The sequence below is a fragment of the Burkholderia torrens genome, from assembly GCF_984668525.1.
Genome location: NZ_OZ480212.1, coordinates 511,922 through 527,786, shown reverse-complemented (window position 1 = coordinate 527,786; position 15,865 = coordinate 511,922). Strand labels below are relative to the sequence as shown.

The following is a 15,865-nucleotide window of genomic DNA, read 5'->3' as shown; positions in this document are numbered from 1 at the left end:
CGCGCGCCGCGTCGCGCCCGGTTGCGTCAACGCGGCCGGGCGGATTCCCCGATGGACAGCGACGCAGGCTTCGTGCCGCCCGGCCGGTTCGACGAACCGGCCGCCCACTGCCACGCGAGCAGGCCCGGCAGATAGAACAGCAGGTCGCGCACGCGGCGGGCGCCGGCCAGCGCGAGGCAGGTCGGCGGATCGAACCCGAGCAGCCCGCCGATCAGCACGAACCCGCCCTCCTGCACGCCCAGGCCGGCCGGCATCAGGAACGTGAGGCTGCTCACGAGCTGGATCAACGCCTCGATCGCGAGCGCCTGCGCAAAAGTCGGATCGGCCCCGAGAAAATACAGCGCCAGCCAGATTTCCAGCGCGTAGCCCGCGAACTGCAGCGTCTGCCAGATCCCCAGGTAGCGCACGACGACACCCGTCTTTCTCCAGATCAACCGGATCGACTGATCGGTCCGCGCCGATTCGCCGACCAGCGCGACCACCTTGCCGCTCGTGACGCGGTTGAGCACGCGCATCGCGCGCTCGAACGGCCGCGCATGCTGCACCAGCGCGAACAGCAGCAGCACCGGCACCAGCGCGGCCATGCCGATCGCGAGGTGCGCGGCCACCCGCGCGGCATCGGACGACACGTGTTCGAGCACGTAGCCGATCGCGACCAGCGCGAAGATCAGCTGGCTGATCAGCGTCAGCTGCATGTCGGCGACGAGGCTGGCCACGACGGTCGCCGGGCGCACGCCGGCCTGCCGCAGCAAGCCGAACGACACGATCTCGCCGCCGATGCGCGCCACCGGCAGCAATCCGTTGATCGATTCGCGGATCCACACGACCTTCAGCATCGTCATGAACGACGGCCGGCGCGGGCCGCGGATCAGCATCCGCCAGTCCCACGCGTTCGCGAGCATCGGCAGGATGTGCGCGAGCGCGGCGACCAGCAGGCCGGCGCCGGCAATCTGCAGGCGATGCAGGATATCCAGCGGATGTTCGCGCCAGATCAGCCATACGGCGAGCGCCAGCCCGCCGAGCGCCGCCGCGCGCCCCGCATGGCGAAGCCGTGCGTCGCCGCGCGTGGCGCCCCGGTCCGCGGGGGCGGCGTCGGTATTCGTCCCGGTCGTCACGATTCACCCGCCGGCGACAGCAGGCCTTCGCGGTCGACGCGAAAGCGCGTGCCGCGCCACACGACATGCGACGAGAAGAAGCTCGATACGAAGATCAGGAATTGCAGCAGATCGACGAACGGCAGCCAGCCTGCGCCGCGCAAGCCGGCGCCGGTTGCACGGCTCGTTCTCAGCATCAGGAGTGCGCGCGCCGCCAGCGCCGCGACCGTCAGCGCGCACGCGACGGCCGCGCCGCCGGAGAACAGCAGCGCCAGCAGCGCGAGCGGCAGCGGGTGCATCAGCACCGACCCCGCATGACCGAGCCGGTCCGCCGCGCGGATCGTGCAGCTCCAGCGCAATTCGTGCGCGTACAGCCGGGCGAACGTCTCTTCGACACAGGCGTGCCCGACCACGAACGGCGGAATGACGACCTGCGCGCCCGCTTGCCGCACCGCTTCGCCGAGTGCGTGATCTTCCGCGAGGTGATGCGCGAAACGCGTCAGCCCGCCGATGCGTTCGAGCGTGTCGCGCGTGATCGCAATCGTCTGCCCGAAGCACGGCCGCGCACGCCCGATGAAGAGCCCGGTGATCACGCCCGGCAGGAAATGGTAGTTCGTCATCGCGACGGCGACTCCGGGCCAGAATCCCGGCGACGCGACGCCGCGATAGACGCTCGTCACGATGCCGACATCCGGCTGCTGTAGCGCGCCGACGACGGCGCGCAGATAATCGCGCTCGACCACCACGTCGCTGTCGGCAAGACAGAGCACCGAATGCTCCGCGTGTTCGAGCATGTTCACGAGATTGGCGATCTTGCGGTTCGGCCCGTACAGCCGTGCATCGGCCACGACCTTGATGTTCGCATCCGGGTAGCGTGCGCGCAACGTCTCGACGGCCGCAAGCGCGGCGTCGCTCGCATCGTGCACGCCGAACAGGTGCTGGACCGGCCCTGGATAATTCTGCGCAAAGAAGCTTTCGAGATGCTGTACGAGATCCCATTCGTCGCCGTGCAGCGGCTTCGCGACGGTGACGCCCGGAAACGCGCGCGGCTCCGCCGCCGCCCGCGAAAAGAACCGGCCGACCAGCACGCTGGCCGTGAGCGTGTACGCGATACCCAGCACCACGCCCAGCCCGCAGACGAACGACATTGCCCCGGCCAGCGCGCGCAGCACATGCAGCAAAACCATGCTTCTCCCCAGTGGTGACCCGTACGACCGCGACGCCCGGGAACGGCGGCGCGCACGCGGGCTCACCCGTGCACGCCGCCGTATCGGTTCCCGTTGAGCCGGATATGAAGGACGACCAACCGACGGTACGCGCAATCAGATGACACAACTACCGTGCGGCGATCGATTCCGGTTACGCGCACGCAACCGCATGCCATCGCGGCCTTGAACGCCGCGCCGGCAAGCTTACGGGCGGACAGGATCGCGGTGGCGACCGCCACGACGATCCAGATGCGAAACGTCATCGTGGTGAAAAATGCTTCGGGTACGCGCCATGCAAGTAGCAAAACCAGCACGAAACACTGGATGAACATGCCGGCCAGTGCGGCGATCAGCAGGTAGGCGCGCCATCGCTCGATCGTCGAGGGTGCCATCAGGAATGAACCTCCCGTACGGGCGACACGCATCGACCGTACGCCGATCGAAAGGGTCGCGGATTGGCGGGCAGGTGCGTCCGGCTCGTGCCGCGCGCGCCTGCGCCGGTTCGGGACAAGGGAAAGCGGAGCACTCCCCGGGAAATGTCGTGGCCGATGGTAGCGGGATTGCCGGCGCCAAACCTTAAGCGTTCTTCAGAATCGCACGGCGTTCGAACAGGGGCCGATTACATTCCGTTGCACGGCGCACGCGGTCAGGCTCGTACAATCGCGGATGCCTGCACACGAATCGACCATGCGACTCCTCCTTGTTGAAGACGACGACCTGATCGGCAGCGGCCTCGAGATCAGCCTCGGCCAGGCCGGTTATCACGTCGACTGGTTGCGCGACGGCCACGCAGCCGCCGCGGCGCTCGCGACGACGCGCTTCGCGCTCGTCGTGCTCGATCTCGGCCTGCCCGGCAAATCCGGTACGGAACTGCTGCGCGCACTGCGCGACGCGGGCGATACGGTGCCCGTGCTGGTGCTGACCGCGCGCGGCACCGTGGCCGACCGCGTCCGCGGCCTCGACGACGGCGCGGACGACTATCTCGCGAAACCGTTCGAGCTGACGGAAGTGCTCGCCCGCTGCCGCGCGCTCGTGCGACGCTCGCAGGGCCGGGCCGGTGACGAAATCGTGTGGCGCGACATCACGATCGACCTGGCCGCGCATACCGTGACGCGCGATGCGTCGCGCATCGCACTCACATCGCGCGAATGGGCGATCCTCGTTCAGCTCGTCAGCCACCCAGGCATGCCGCAGTCGCGCGCACGTCTCGAGGACAGCCTGTACGGCTGGCAGGAAGGCATCGAAAGCAACGCGATCGAGGTCCATGTTTCGAACCTGCGCAAGAAGCTCGGCGCGGAACTGATCCGCACCGTCCGCGGCATCGGCTACGTCGTCGACCTCCCATGATCGCCCGCTCGATACGACACCGCGTGTCGCTGATGGCGATCGGCTGCGTGACCGTCGTCTGGCTCGTCGCCGTGTTCGGCAGCATCCACTACGCGACGCGCGAGATCGGCGAATGGGAGGATGCCCGCCTCGCCGAAACCGCGTCGCTGCTGGTCAACCTTGCACCCGCCGACCTCGAGCGCCTTGCCCGCGTGCCACCCGACGCGCGGGTCGAACTCGCGTTCGGCGCATCGCGACGCGGGTCCGACAACGACGGCGACCGCCTGCCGCGTGACGTGCTGTTCGACGTGCGCGACGCGCAAGGCACCGTCGTTGCATCGAGCCTCCCCGCTGCCGCGGCCCGGTTGCCCGATGCGCGCGACCTGCGCGGCGCGCCGCAGACGATCGTCATCGGCAACGCGCAATGGCGCACTTACGCACTGCGCGACAACGCATCGGGGCGCCGCGTGCGCGTGATGGAGACCGTCAATACGCGCAGCGATCTGGCGACCGGCATCGCACGCGGCATCGTCCTGCCGCTGATCGTCGCGCTACCCGTGCTCGCGCTGATGCTCTGGGTCACGATCGGACGCAGTCTCGCGCCGTTGAAGACACTCTCCACGCTGATCGGCGCGCGCGATGCGCGATCGCTCGAACCGCTCGGCATCGCGACCGTCCCGGACGAAGTGCGCACGCTGGTCGACGCGATCGACCGCCTGCTGGCGAGGCTGCGGCAATCGATCGTGCGCGAGCGCGCGTTCACGTCCGACGCCGCGCACGAGCTCAAGACGCCGCTCGCCGCGATCAAGGTGCAGGCGCAGGTGGCGATCGCGACCGACGATCCGGCGGGCAAGCAGCTGGCGATGCAGCGCGTCGTGCAAGGCGTCGACCGCAGCGCTCGGCTCGCCGAACAGTTGCTGCTGCTCGCGCGGCTCGACGAGTACGAACGCATTCCGACGCGCGCGGTCGTCGTGCGCGATCTCGTCGATGCGGCCATCGACCGCCATCTGGCGAAGGCCGCCGACAAGGACATCGCCATCGTGGCCGGCGACCTCTCCGCTCGCGCGATCGACGCCGATCCGATCCTGATCGGCATCCTGCTCGACAATCTCGTCGACAACGCCGTCAAGTACGGCCGCCGGGGCGGGCGCATCGAGCTCGGCGTGCACGACGACGGCGCGTTGCAGCGTATCGTCGTGCGCGACGACGGGCCTGGCGTCGCACCCGGCGAGCACGAACGGCTCGGCGACCGCTTCTATCGCGGCAGCGGCGCGCAGTCGCCCGGCAGCGGGCTCGGGTTGTCGATCGTCACCCGCATCGCGCAGTATTTCGGCGGCACCGTGCGGTTCGCGTCCGGTATCGGTGGCCAGGGGCTCGGCGTGGCGATCACGCTGCCGTCGGCGGATACCGGTGGATCGATGCCGCGCGCTTAACGTTTCGTTAAGGATTCGACCGTAGAATCCGCCCGAACCCTGTAACCCCCGTCTCCCGCCAGGAGTCTTCATGTCCGCACCCGCCCGTTATGACGCCGTCGCCCGTTTCCTTCACTGGCTGATCGTCGCGCTGGTCGTCGCGCAATATGCGATCGGCTGGACGATGCCCGACGTGCATCGCGACACGCAACCGGTCGGCCTGATCGCCGCGCACCTGCTCGTCGGCACCGCGCTGCTCGCGGCGATGGCGTGCCGCGTGCTGTGGCGCGCGACGCATCGCCCGCCTGCCAGCGACCTGTCACCCGCGATGCGCGCGCTGTCGGGCATCACGCATGGCGCACTCTACGCGCTGCTGATCGTCGTGCCGCTGCTCGGCTGGATCAACGCGTCGTCGCGCGCATGGGCCGTGACGCTGGTCGGTGTCATTCCGCTGCCGGCGCTGTCGGCGGCCGGCTCCGGTTTCGGTCACGCGATGGGCGACGTGCACGGCATCCTCGCGTGGGCGCTGTTCGCCGGCATCTGCCTGCATGTGGCGGCCGCGCTGTTGCACCGCTTCGTGCTGCGCGACCAGGTCGTGCAGCGCATGATGCCGTGGTGAACGACGTCCCGGCTCAGCGCGGCCGGTTGACGAGCTGATCGCGGCGCCGCGCGAAGCGGCGAGCAATGAGCGGCATCGCAGCGGGCGCCCTTCGACCACGGCGCGTGGCGCGAAGGGCATGCGGCTTGCCGTCCCGCGAACACGACGGCCAGACTTCACACACGATCATGTCGGCACCTAGTTGCTGGTTTGCGTCGGCATGCCGGGCGCCGGCGCATGCGCGGCCGACGCCGCCGTCCGCCCACGATCCTGCTCGGCGAGCTTTGCTTCCGCGGCCTGGATGTCCGCCGGATACTCGCCGTCGTCGCCCTTCGCCGGGTCGTACCCGGCCGCTTCCAGACGCATCAGTTCGTCGCGAACCTGCGCGCGCGTCAGCGGCGCGGCCGATTGCGCGAATGCCGACTGACCGACGATCGCTGCGATCATCGTCAGTAGTGCGATATATGGTTTCATCATGAACTCCTTCAATGCTGTGTATCGATCAACCGGGTTGAATGCGTGACCTGCGGATGCAGGCGGGTGCGTCAGCTGCCGAAATAGATCGCGCAGAAACTCGCGGGGCCGACGCATGCGGCAGCGCGCGGATGCGGCGACATCGTCGCCGGCTTGCCTGCTTCGGACGACACGGCCGGATCGCCGCCGACCGCCGTGCTCGCCTGGCGCTGCGGCATCTGTTCGGCCTGCTGCCGGAACAGCGGGCTCACGTCCGGATACGACGTATCGGTCACGAAGCGCAGCCCGTTGTTTTCGGCGTCGATCAGTTGTTGCGTGACCTGCGCGCGCGTCAGCGCCTGTGCCGACGCTTGCGTCGCGACAGCCGCGACAGACATCGCCACCACCGTGGCGGCCACCAGCCAATGCGTATTCATGTTCCGCTCCTTCAGAAGTCAACGAGACGACGTGCTACACCCGTATGACGACGGAGGGAGCGGGTTTATTCCCGGCTTGTCCATTCGCGCCTGCCGGACCTTCATGGAACTGTCATTCATTCGTCAGCCGGCGTAACCTGACGTAACGCAGTGCCCGTCGTGCTTCGGGCAGACTGACCACCACTTCATCCGGACTGCCCATCGATCGACCATGTCCGCCGCTTACGACCATGCAGCCGCCCTGCTGCGCACGCTGTACGACCGCCATATCGATGGCGGCGCCGTGCTCGACACGGCCGCGTTCCCGGACGCCGAGCGTTTCGTGCGCGCCTGGCCCGCGATCCAGGCCGAGGCGCTCGCCGTCGCGCGCGACATGCCGCGCATCCCGCGCTTCCACGAAATCATGCGCGAGCAGTACGACATCTCGGCCAACGACGCACGCGACTGGCGGATGTTCATCATGCAGGCGTACGGCCAGCGATTCCCGCGCAACCTGTCACGCTGCCCGACCGTCGCGTCGCTCGTCGCGGCATCGCCGGACGTGCTGTCCGCGTCGTTGTCCTTTCTCGCGCCCGGCAAGCACATCCCGCCGCATCGCGGGCCGTTCCGCGGCATCCTGCGCGGCTATCTCGTGCTGTCGATGCCGAAGCGCGCGGACGGCACGCCGGCCGCCGTGCTGAAGGTCGACGGCCGCGAATACCGGCTCGACGAAGGCCGCTTCCTGCTGTGGGACGACACGTTCGTGCACGAGGTGTGGAACGACAGCGACGCCGTGAGGATCGTGCTGCTGCTCGATATCCGCCGGCGCGGCTTGCCGCGTCCGCTCACCTGGCTGTCGAATGCGGTGATCGGCGTCGTGCGGCTGGGAATCCGGCTCCGCGGACGGTCGATTCCGGTCTAGCGCGCCGGCGCGGCGCCATCCCGACTTTCAGCTTCCAGCGGATCGCCTACACTACAGACCGTCCCTTCCGCGCGGCTCCTGCCAGCCACCGCCATGGCGCATCTCTTCTTCGCCGCGTCGATCCAGCGGCATATCGAAACGCCCGAGCGCGATATCGACGCGCACACGGTCGGCGAAGCATTCGACACCGTTTTCAGCGAGCAGCCGCGGCTGCGCGGCTACATCCTCGACGACCAGGGCGCCCTGCGAAAGCACCTGTCGGTGTTCATCGACGGCCAGCCGATACGCGACCGGCAGCGCCTGTCCGATACGCTCGGCGATGCCAGCCGCGTGTATGTCGTCCAGGCGCTGACGGGCGGATAAAGGGACGGATGCATCGACCCGGACCCGGCGCCCGAATGCCGGGCCGGCCCCTCAGGAGACATCGCACATGAACGATCGACTGCTCGTCGCCACCCGCAAGGGCCTGTTCATCCTGCAACCCGACGGCCGCGGCGGCTGGACGCTCGGCGAACCGCATTTCATCGGCGAACCCGTCAGCATGGCGCTCGCCGACCCGCGCGACGGCGCGCTGTATGCGGCGCTCAACCTCGGCCATTTCGGCGTGAAGCTGCATCGCCAGCGCGCCGGCGCGACCGACTGGGAGGAATGCGCGGTCCCCGTCTACCCGCCGCAACCGCCCGACGCGGCGCCCGCCGGCGCCGGTGCGCACACCGGAACCGGAAACGCGGACGACGCGCCGCCCGGCACACCGCAGCCGCCGTGGACGCTGCAGCAGATCTGGTCGCTCGAAGCAGGCGGCGCCGACGAGCCGGGCGTGCTGTGGACCGGCACGATTCCCGGCGGACTGTTCCGCTCCGACGACCACGGCGACTCGTGGGTGCTCAACCGCGCGCTGTGGGATCGCCCCGAGCGCGCCGAATGGGGCGGCGGCGGATACGACGCGCCGGGCATCCATTCGGTGATGGTCGATCCGCGTGACAGCCGGCACGTGACGGTCGGCATCTCGTGCGGCGGCGTCTGGCAGACCGCCGACGGCGGCGCGACGTGGCGCGTGACCGCGGAGGGCATGGAAGCCGACTACATGCCGCCCGGGCGGCGCGGCGAGCCCAACATGCAGGATCCGCACCGCGTCGTGCAGTGCGCGGCCAACCCGGACGTGCTGTGGACGCAGCATCACTGCGCGATCTTCCGCTCGACCGACGGCGCCGAGCACTGGCGGCGGATCGAAGCACAACCGTCGAGCTTCGGTTTCGCGGTGGCCGTGCATCCGCACGAACCGGACACCGCGTGGTTCGTGCCGGCCGTGAAGGATGCGTGCCGGATTCCGGTGAACGGCCGGCTCGTCGTCACGCGCACGCGCGACGGCGGGCGCAGTTTCGAGAGCCTGTCGAACGGATTGCCGGCCGCGCCGGCATACGACCTCGTGTACCGGCACGGGCTCGCGGTGGACGATTCCGGCACGCGCCTCGCGATGGCGTCGACGACCGGCGGGCTGTGGACGTCCGATGATGGCGGCGAGCAGTGGCAACAGGTGTCGGCGCATTTGCCGCCGGTGTATTGCGTCAGATTCGGGTAGCGGCGCGGCGGTCGCCGGGCGCCATCCGCGCGACCGCCTCCCGCGTCTGCGCGATTTCCACTTCGAGCCAGTCGAGAAACTGCGCGACCTGCGGCTCGCGCTCGCGCCCGGGGCGGCACAACGCGACGAAACGCGCGCCGTCGAGCCGCACCGAAGGCTCGATCAGCATCAGCGCACCGCGCTCGACGTGCTCGGCGGCCAGCACCGAGCTGAGCAGCGCGATACCCTGTCCGTGCAGCACGGCCTGCACCGCGTAATGCTCGTCGTCGTAGTGACGAAACACCGCGCGTTCGAGCCACGCTTCCCGCCCCGCCGCGCGACACCATGACGCCCAGTCGACCGACACCGGCAGCGGCGTATCCCACACGGTCTCGATCAGGTCGAGCGGCGCGTCCGTGCGATGCGCGTCGAAGCCATTCGCCGCGTATGCGCCGAAATACTCGTCGATCAATGCAATCTCGTGCAGCGCCGGAAACGTGCGCGACGTCGCGCGAATCGCGAGGTCGATTCGTGCATCGCGTTCGAGATCAACGAGCGTGTTGCCGGTTTCGACCTTGATGTGCAGATGCGGATCGACGCGGCGAAATGCGCCGAGACGCGGAATCAGCCACATCGCAGCAAAGGCCGGTGTGGTGGTCAGCACGAGCGGGCGTTCCCCGGAGGTGTCAGGCCGCACCGCGTCCAGTCCTCGACTCAACGCAAGCAACGCATCGTGGCTCGTGCGAAACAGCCGCTCGCCTTCTTCCGTCAGCCGCACGCCGCTCGCGCCGCGCTCGAACAGCAGCACGCCGAGCCGGCTTTCGAGCGACTTGATCTGGTGCGACACGGCGGCCGGCGTCACGGACAACTCGTCCGCGGCGGCCTTGAACGTGCCGAGCCGCGCCGACGCTTCGAATACACGCAACGCGGTCAGGGGAATTTTCGAGAACACGGGGCCTCGCGGGCCGGATGCGGCCGGGTTGAATTCGATTCAATCGGGGTGAGATTAGGTGAATTGAAGCGCGCGTGCAACGTGGATAGCCTTGCGGAACGTTGCGGCACGGCGCCGCGGCGGGTGCCGTCGAACCGGAGGAACAACGTGCAAGGCCTACCGCGCAGGATCACGCAGGCGGTGCTCTACGAAGCGATCGCCATTTCCTGTATCTCGCCCGCGATCGCGGCGATCTTCAAGCAGGATCTCGTCTATTCGGGCGCGCTGTCGGCGACGATGTCGGCGATCGCGCTGCTGTGGAACATGATCTTCAACGCGCTGTTCGAGCGCTGGGAAGCGTCGCGCCGGCAGCCGACGCGTACGCTCGGACGGCGGATCCTGCATGCGACCGGATTCGAAGGCGGGCTGATTTTCATTCTGGTGCCGGTCGTGTCGTGGTGGCTCGACATCTCGTGGTTCGACGCATTCGTCGTCGATATCGGGCTGTTCGCGTTTTTCTTCTGTTACGCGTTCGTGTTCCAGTGGGCGTTCGATCGCGTGTTCGACGTGCCGGCGGCGACGAAGGAGTCGTGAGGCGAGTGCTTATGCCCCGCCCGTGATTTTCGGCAGTTGCCAGCCGAAGCGCACCGCCGCCATCCGCAGTGCAAAGCAGGCGATGCCGCCGAGCAGGGCCGCGACGACCGGCGGACAACCGAGCCGCCGGCACGACACGACGACGACCGCGCCAAGCAGCGCCGCGCTCGCATAAATGTCCGTGACCAGCACGACCGGTATCCGCGCGAGCAGCACGTCGCGCACGACGCCGCCGCCGCACCCTGTCACGGCGCCCATCAGCGTCGCGATGAACGGGTGGACGCGGAACTCGAGCGCCTTCACCGCGCCCGCAACCGCGAACAACGCGAGGCCGGCCGCATCGAGCGTCGTGAGCATCGACGGCGAGAACGCGGCCACCCGTGCATGAAAGACGAACGCGAACAGCCCGGACGCGAACGCGAGCGCCGGATAGCGCCAGTCGCTCACGGCGCTGGGCGGTCGCGCGCCGATCAGCAGATCGCGGATCACGCCGCCGCCGAGCGCGACGACGAGCGACAGCACCATCACGCCGAACAGGTCGAGCCCGGCGCCGATCGCCGCATTGGCACCCTCGACCGCGAACACCGCCGTACCCGCGAGATCGGCGGCAAGCACCACTTGCTCGATGCGCTTCATACGCGTGAATGGCCGCAATGCGGCATCGTCCGGCTGCAGCCTGCGTCGCGACAAGCCGACGCAACGTTCGGCCTCGGCCGCCTGCCGGCCACCTGCCGCCATCCGGATACCTCAAGCGCACTGCGTATCATTGCCGTCTCCTCGATCGGGATCGAGCAGTCTAGCGTATCGTCCGCCCACTGACGGCCGAACGTGAAGCCGGAAGCAAAAAGCCGGTGGCAGCAGGATGCGCACCCTGCTTCCACCGGCTCGGATAACACGTCAGGCTTCCAGCCGCAGCCGCGAAGCCCGACACGTCATGTTCAATGCACGCCGAGGTACGCCTTCACCGCCGGCAGACCCGGCTTGCCGTCGAGCGTCGTCACGCCGGCGAGCCACTTGTCGAGCGCCTGCGGGTTCGCCTTCAGCCAGTCGGCCGCCGCCCTGTTCGGGTCTTGCTTGTTCATGATCGGCAACATCACGTGGTTCTCGATCGTCGTCGTGAACTGCAGGTTCGACACGAACTTCGCGACGTTCGGGCAGCGCTGAGAATAGTCGGGCGGCGTGGCCGTCAGCACCTTCGCTTCGCCGTAGTTCGGACCGAACACGTCGTCGCCGCCGGTCAGGTAATCGATCTTCATCTGCACGTTCATCGGATGCGGTTCCCACCCGAGAAACACGATCCACTGCTTGTCACGCGCCGCGCGGTTCACCTCGACCAGCATCCCGGCCTCGCTCGACTCGACCAGCTTGAACTTGCCGAGGCCGAACTGGTTGCCGTCGATCATCTTCTTGATCAGCGCGTTGCCGTCGTTGCCCGGCTCGATCCCGTAGATCTTGCCGTTGAGCTTGTCCGCGTACTTCTGGATGTCCGCGAACGACTTCAGGCCGCCCTGGTACACGTAGTCGGGCACCGCGAGCGTGTATTTCGCGCCGGTCAGGTTGGGCGTCGCGAGCACCTTGATCGTGCCGGCCTTCGTGAACGGCTGGATGATCGGGTCCATCGTCGGCGACCAGTAGCCGAGGAACACGTCGATCTGCTTGCTCTTGATCCCGGCGAACGTGATCGGCACCGAGGCGATCGTCTTCGTCGGGTTGTAGCCGAGGCCCTGCAGCATCGTCGACGCGAGGCCCGTGGTCGCCGCGATGTCGGACCAGCCGACATCCGCGAAGCGCACGTTCTTGCATACGGGCGGATCGGCCGCATACACGGCCGACATCGGCGCGGTTATCCCGACCCCGCACACCGCTGCGATCAATAGGCGCTTCATCTTTCTTCTCCTCAAAGTGATGTCGTTTGCTTGAATGCGGGACCGTTTATTGAAGCCGCGCGCCGCGATCCCGGCGACGTCGCGGACCGAATCATCTTCTCGTTCAGCGCCCCGGCAACCGGCGCTCGTAGCTCGGCGCGTGGCCGAACTGCGCGCGGTAGGCCTTGCTGAAATGACACGGCGAATGAAAGCCGCAGACCGTCGTCACGCGCGCGATCGACGCGTCGGTCGTGCGCAGCAGGTCGCGCGCGCGTTTCAGGCGCAGCGTCAGGTAATAGTGGGTCGGCGACACGTTCAGATATACCTTGAACATCCGCTGCAGGTGCCGCTGCGACAACCGCACGAGCCGCGCGAGTTCCTCGAGCGACAGCGGCTCCTCGATGTTCGCCTCCATCAGCCGTACGACCTCGATCAGCTCGGCGCGCGAGAAGCCGACGCGCGCATCGACCGGAATCGGCTGCGTGTCGGTCGAGCTGCGGATGCGCTCCAGGATGAACTGTTCGGACACCTGCGCGGCCAGCTGCTGGCCGAAGCGCATGCCGACGAGGTTCAGCATCAGGTCGAGCGGCGCGGTGCCGCCGGTGCAGGTCAGCCGGTCGCGGTCGACGACGAACAGCTCGTCGGCGAAGCCGACCTGCGGAAACTCGGCATGCAGCGAGGACAGGTTCTCCCAGTGCACGGTGCAGCGATAGCCGTCGAGCAGCCCGCTCGACATCAGCGCGTACGCACCCGTGCAGATGCCGCCGAGCGGCAGCCCGCGTTCGGCGAGCGCCGCGAGCGTATCGCGCGCGCCTTCGTCGACCACGTCGCGGATGCGGATGCCGCCGCACACGATCATCACGTCGGGCAGGTTCTCGTAGTCGAGCGCCTGCGTGGGCCGCACCGCGATGCCGTTGCTGGCATGCGCGGGCGCGCCGTCGAGCGAGTAGATCGACCACTTGTAGTGGTCGGCACGCCCGACGTAGTTCGCCATCCGAAGCACCTCGACCGCGCTCGAGAACGCGATCATCGAGAAGTTCGGCAGCGTCAGGAAGCCGAAATGGGCAAGGGACGAAACCGGTGAAACGCAGGCGGCGGGCGCAACAGCGACGGCGGACGTCACATCGGTCTCCTGGCGAGGAGGTTGCAGGGGGCCAACCCCGCGGCGCAAGCCGCGGAGGCCGTTATCTATTCAGGGTGAGCGGCCGGTAGCACGCCGGCCGCCGGCGCTCAGGCCTGTGCGGGTGCAGCCTTCACGCGAAAGAGCTGCTTGAGACCGGCGAACAGCGGCGCCTTCACGGTGCCTGGCGCGCGGCCGAAGCTTTCGGTGATGCGGTCGAGAATGATCGCGAGCAGCACGACCGACAGACCGCTTTCGAAACCGAGGCCGATGTCGAGTCGCTGGATACTCGCGAGCACGTCGTTGCCGAGGCCGCCCGCACCCACCATCGACGCGATGATCACCATCGACAGCGCCATCATGATCGTCTGGTTCACGCCCTGCATGATCGACGGCAGCGCATTCGGGAACTGCACCTTGTACAGCAGCTGCCACGGCGTGCAGCCGAAGGCCTGGCCGGCTTCGACGATCTCGCGGTTCACGTGGCGGATGCCGAGGCTCGTCAGGCGCACGGCCGGCGGCATCGCGAAGATCACCGTCGACAGGATCCCCGGCACGCGGCCGAGACCGAACAGCATCGCGGCCGGAATCAGGTAGACGAAGGCCGGCATCGTCTGCATCAGGTCGAGGATCGGACGCACGATCGCCGCGACCCACTTGCTCTTCGCAGCCCAGATGCCGAGCGGAATGCCGAGCACGAGGCTGATGATCGTCGACGACAACGTGAGGCCGAGCGTGATGACGGTCTGATCCCAGAAGCCCGTCGCGAAGATCAGCAGCAGCGACAGCGTGGTGAACAGCGCGAAGCGCCAGCCCACCCGCCATAGTCCGACACCGATGAAGATCGCCATCATCAGCCACATCGGGATCGCCTGCAGGCTGTGCTCGACGAATGCGGCGAGCCCCTCGATCGCCTGACCGATCGCGTCGAACGTCTTCGCGTCATGGTCGAGCAGGTAGTGAACGGACTGGTCGACCCAGCTACCGAGCGGAATCATTTCAGACATGGGAGCCTCGCGAACGCGTGATGGCCTTCAGGATGAGCGCACGATCGACCGAGCCGCAGTAGCAGCCGTCGTCGTCGACGACGGGCAGTGCATTCGGGCTCGCGACCACACGCGCGACGACATGTTCGAGCGACGCGTCGCGCCGGATGCTTTCGATCGGCCGCACCGACGGCGTGTCCTGACCGATCGCCTCGCGCGTGACGAAGCCGCGGATCTTGCGCTGGGCGTCGAGCACGAACGCGTATTCGGCACTGCCGTTCAGCGTCGCCGCGACGTTCGCGGCGTCGCACTTCGACACGACCGGCACCGCACCCGTCTGCATCAGGTCGCCGGCCGTGAGGTAGCGGCTGGTGTCGATGCCGTCGAAGAACGCACGTACGTAGTCGTCGGCCGGGTTCGCGATGATGTCCTGCGGCGTGCCGACCTGCACGAGGCGGCCGCCCTCCATGATCGCGATGCGGTTGCCGATGCGCAGCGCCTCCTCCAGATCGTGCGACACGAACATGATCGTGCGGCGCTGTTCCTTCTGCAGTTGCAGCAGCACATCCTGCATTTCGCGGCGCTTGAGCGGATCGAGCGCGGAGAACGCCTCGTCCATGATCATCAGCGACGGATTCACGGCCAGCGCGCGGGCCAGGCCGACGCGTTGCTGCATGCCGCCCGACAGCTCCGACGGCAGCTTGTGCGAGAACGGCGCGAGGCCGACCTGCTCGAGCACTTCCATTGCACGGCGCTCGCGTTCCTTCTTGCCCATGCCCGCGACTTCGAGGCCGAACGCGGCGTTCGACACGACGCTGCGATGCGGCATCAGCGCGAACGACTGGAACACCATGCTCATGTCCTTGCGGCGCAGCGCGGTCAGCGCCGAGCGGCGTGCCGACGCGACGTCGAGCCCGTCGATCATCACCTTGCCGGCGCTCGGATCGACCAGCCGGTTCACGAGGCGGATCAGCGTGGACTTGCCGGAGCCGGACAGGCCCATCAGCACAAAAATTTCGCCTTCCTGCACATCGAAGGAGACGTTGTGCACGCCGACGACCTGACCGGTGCGCTTGAGCACATCGTCTTTCGTCGCGCCGGCGGCGAGCATGTCGAGCGCCTGCTGCGGGTTGCTTCCAAATACCTTGCACAGACCTTCGACCACGACCTTGGGGGCATCCATCGAAACCTTCTCCTCGTGTAGCGGGGACTCGCGCTTGTCATAGCGTGCCTACATAGTTGCCAGAAAAAACCCCGACCTGCCGACGAATTACGACAAACGCTTGCGCAAATACGACACGGCCTCCAGCCCCGCCTGGCGGGCCGCGCCACGCGGCAGCACCCGATTGCGGCGGCGCAATACGCGCACATCCAGCAACGGC

17 protein-coding genes and 1 pseudogene are annotated in these 15,865 nt (G+C 67.7%); 7 read left to right on the top strand and 11 right to left on the bottom strand.

What is annotated here, in order from left to right; genetic code table 11:
• Positions 1-26: 26 nt before the first annotated feature.
• The 3 genes from AC5LXX_RS18690 to AC5LXX_RS18680 form a co-directional block, all read right to left on the bottom strand.
• Positions 27-1,115: a lysylphosphatidylglycerol synthase domain-containing protein gene (locus AC5LXX_RS18690; protein ID WP_493412617.1), complete on the bottom strand. Its 1,089-nt coding sequence runs from the start codon at positions 1,113-1,115 to the stop codon at positions 27-29.
• Entirely contained in the window at positions 1,112-2,281 is a 1,170-nt protein-coding gene (gene hpnI, locus AC5LXX_RS18685) for a bacteriohopanetetrol glucosamine biosynthesis glycosyltransferase HpnI (protein WP_493412616.1), read from the bottom strand. Before hpnI ends, AC5LXX_RS18690 begins: the two co-directional genes overlap by 4 nt.
• 62 nt (positions 2,282-2,343) lie before the next feature.
• Positions 2,344-2,694, bottom strand: coding sequence for a hypothetical protein (locus AC5LXX_RS18680; RefSeq protein ID WP_493412615.1), 351 nt, complete (start codon positions 2,692-2,694; stop codon positions 2,344-2,346).
• 295 nt (positions 2,695-2,989) lie between these two features.
• Here AC5LXX_RS18680 and AC5LXX_RS18675 point away from each other — a divergent pair, with 295 nt between their 5' ends.
• The 3 genes from AC5LXX_RS18675 (at position 2,990) to AC5LXX_RS18665 (ending at position 5,659) form a co-directional block, all read left to right on the top strand.
• Positions 2,990-3,649 carry a response regulator gene (locus tag AC5LXX_RS18675; RefSeq protein WP_124456457.1) on the top strand — a complete coding sequence of 220 codons (660 nt, stop codon included), beginning with the start codon at positions 2,990-2,992 and terminating at the stop codon, positions 3,647-3,649.
• Positions 3,646-5,061 (top strand): ATP-binding protein, encoded by a 1,416-nt coding sequence (locus AC5LXX_RS18670; RefSeq protein WP_493412614.1) that lies wholly within the window; start codon positions 3,646-3,648, stop codon positions 5,059-5,061. Before AC5LXX_RS18675 ends, AC5LXX_RS18670 begins: the two co-directional genes overlap by 4 nt.
• Positions 5,062-5,131: 70 nt before the next feature.
• Positions 5,132-5,659 (top strand): cytochrome b, encoded by a 528-nt coding sequence (locus AC5LXX_RS18665; RefSeq protein ID WP_493412613.1) that lies wholly within the window; start codon positions 5,132-5,134, stop codon positions 5,657-5,659.
• Between the two features lie 177 nt (positions 5,660-5,836).
• Here the strand turns inward: AC5LXX_RS18665 and AC5LXX_RS18660 are convergent, their stop codons facing one another.
• Positions 5,837-6,112: a DUF4148 domain-containing protein gene (locus AC5LXX_RS18660; RefSeq protein ID WP_493412612.1), complete on the bottom strand. Its 276-nt coding sequence runs from the start codon at positions 6,110-6,112 to the stop codon at positions 5,837-5,839.
• Between the two features lie 71 nt (positions 6,113-6,183).
• Positions 6,184-6,528 carry a DUF4148 domain-containing protein gene (locus tag AC5LXX_RS18655; protein ID WP_493412611.1) on the bottom strand — a complete coding sequence of 115 codons (345 nt, stop codon included), beginning with the start codon at positions 6,526-6,528 and terminating at the stop codon, positions 6,184-6,186.
• A gap of 211 nt (positions 6,529-6,739) precedes the next feature.
• Here AC5LXX_RS18655 and AC5LXX_RS18650 point away from each other — a divergent pair, with 211 nt between their 5' ends.
• From AC5LXX_RS18650 to AC5LXX_RS18640, 3 genes are all read left to right on the top strand, one after another.
• Complete coding sequence (locus AC5LXX_RS18650) at positions 6,740-7,429, top strand: aspartyl/asparaginyl beta-hydroxylase domain-containing protein (protein WP_493412610.1); 690 nt, start codon at positions 6,740-6,742, stop codon at positions 7,427-7,429.
• A 93-nt stretch (positions 7,430-7,522) separates the two neighbouring features.
• Positions 7,523-7,792, top strand: coding sequence for a MoaD/ThiS family protein (locus tag AC5LXX_RS18645; RefSeq protein WP_493412609.1), 270 nt, complete (start codon positions 7,523-7,525; stop codon positions 7,790-7,792).
• 67 nt (positions 7,793-7,859) lie between these two features.
• A complete protein-coding gene (locus AC5LXX_RS18640; protein ID WP_493412608.1) occupies positions 7,860-9,008 on the top strand; it encodes a WD40/YVTN/BNR-like repeat-containing protein in 1,149 nt (382 codons plus the stop codon).
• Here the strand turns inward: AC5LXX_RS18640 and AC5LXX_RS18635 are convergent.
• Positions 8,995-9,939, bottom strand: a complete 945-nt coding sequence (locus AC5LXX_RS18635; RefSeq protein ID WP_493412607.1) for a LysR substrate-binding domain-containing protein — start codon at positions 9,937-9,939, stop codon at positions 8,995-8,997. The two genes, AC5LXX_RS18640 and AC5LXX_RS18635, sit on opposite strands and share 14 nt — an antisense overlap.
• A 147-nt stretch (positions 9,940-10,086) precedes the next feature.
• Between AC5LXX_RS18635 and AC5LXX_RS18630 the strand changes: the two genes are divergently transcribed.
• Positions 10,087-10,512, top strand: a complete 426-nt coding sequence (locus AC5LXX_RS18630) for a PACE efflux transporter (RefSeq protein WP_124456466.1) — start codon at positions 10,087-10,089, stop codon at positions 10,510-10,512.
• 9 nt (positions 10,513-10,521) lie between these two features.
• Here AC5LXX_RS18630 and AC5LXX_RS18625 read toward each other — a convergent pair whose 3' ends face one another.
• The 5 genes and pseudogenes from AC5LXX_RS18625 to AC5LXX_RS18605 form a co-directional block, all read right to left on the bottom strand.
• Positions 10,522-11,148, bottom strand: a complete 627-nt coding sequence (locus AC5LXX_RS18625) for a trimeric intracellular cation channel family protein (RefSeq protein WP_493412606.1) — start codon at positions 11,146-11,148, stop codon at positions 10,522-10,524.
• Between the two features lie 302 nt (positions 11,149-11,450).
• Positions 11,451-12,398 carry a choline ABC transporter substrate-binding protein gene (locus AC5LXX_RS18620; protein WP_493412605.1) on the bottom strand — a complete coding sequence of 316 codons (948 nt, stop codon included), beginning with the start codon at positions 12,396-12,398 and terminating at the stop codon, positions 11,451-11,453.
• 103 nt (positions 12,399-12,501) lie between these two features.
• Positions 12,502-13,500 carry a GlxA family transcriptional regulator gene (locus tag AC5LXX_RS18615; protein WP_124456469.1) on the bottom strand — a complete coding sequence of 333 codons (999 nt, stop codon included), beginning with the start codon at positions 13,498-13,500 and terminating at the stop codon, positions 12,502-12,504.
• Positions 13,501-13,607: 107 nt separating this feature from the next.
• Positions 13,608-14,504: a choline ABC transporter permease subunit gene (gene choW / locus AC5LXX_RS18610; protein WP_493412604.1), complete on the bottom strand. Its 897-nt coding sequence runs from the start codon at positions 14,502-14,504 to the stop codon at positions 13,608-13,610.
• Positions 14,497-15,798: pseudogene (locus AC5LXX_RS18605) on the bottom strand (quaternary amine ABC transporter ATP-binding protein); the annotation flags it as partial. The gene choW and the pseudogene AC5LXX_RS18605, both read right to left, overlap by 8 nt.
• Positions 15,799-15,865: the final 67 nt, after the last annotated feature.

Coding starts and splice junctions, on each gene's coding strand:
- hpnI (WP_493412616.1), bottom strand. CDS start 2,281: ATGGTTTTGCTGCATGTGCTGCGCGCGCTGGCCGGGGCAATGTCGTTC.
- AC5LXX_RS18680 (WP_493412615.1), bottom strand. CDS start 2,694: ATGGCACCCTCGACGATCGAGCGATGGCGCGCCTACCTGCTGATCGCC.
- AC5LXX_RS18675 (WP_124456457.1), top strand. CDS start 2,990: ATGCGACTCCTCCTTGTTGAAGACGACGACCTGATCGGCAGCGGCCTC.
- AC5LXX_RS18670 (WP_493412614.1), top strand. CDS start 3,646: ATGATCGCCCGCTCGATACGACACCGCGTGTCGCTGATGGCGATCGGC.
- AC5LXX_RS18665 (WP_493412613.1), top strand. CDS start 5,132: ATGTCCGCACCCGCCCGTTATGACGCCGTCGCCCGTTTCCTTCACTGG.
- AC5LXX_RS18660 (WP_493412612.1), bottom strand. CDS start 6,112: ATGAAACCATATATCGCACTACTGACGATGATCGCAGCGATCGTCGGT.
- AC5LXX_RS18655 (WP_493412611.1), bottom strand. CDS start 6,528: ATGAATACGCATTGGCTGGTGGCCGCCACGGTGGTGGCGATGTCTGTC.
- AC5LXX_RS18650 (WP_493412610.1), top strand. CDS start 6,740: ATGTCCGCCGCTTACGACCATGCAGCCGCCCTGCTGCGCACGCTGTAC.
- AC5LXX_RS18645 (WP_493412609.1), top strand. CDS start 7,523: ATGGCGCATCTCTTCTTCGCCGCGTCGATCCAGCGGCATATCGAAACG.
- AC5LXX_RS18640 (WP_493412608.1), top strand. CDS start 7,860: ATGAACGATCGACTGCTCGTCGCCACCCGCAAGGGCCTGTTCATCCTG.
- AC5LXX_RS18625 (WP_493412606.1), bottom strand. CDS start 11,148: ATGAAGCGCATCGAGCAAGTGGTGCTTGCCGCCGATCTCGCGGGTACG.
- AC5LXX_RS18620 (WP_493412605.1), bottom strand. CDS start 12,398: ATGAAGCGCCTATTGATCGCAGCGGTGTGCGGGGTCGGGATAACCGCG.
- choW (WP_493412604.1), bottom strand. CDS start 14,504: ATGTCTGAAATGATTCCGCTCGGTAGCTGGGTCGACCAGTCCGTTCAC.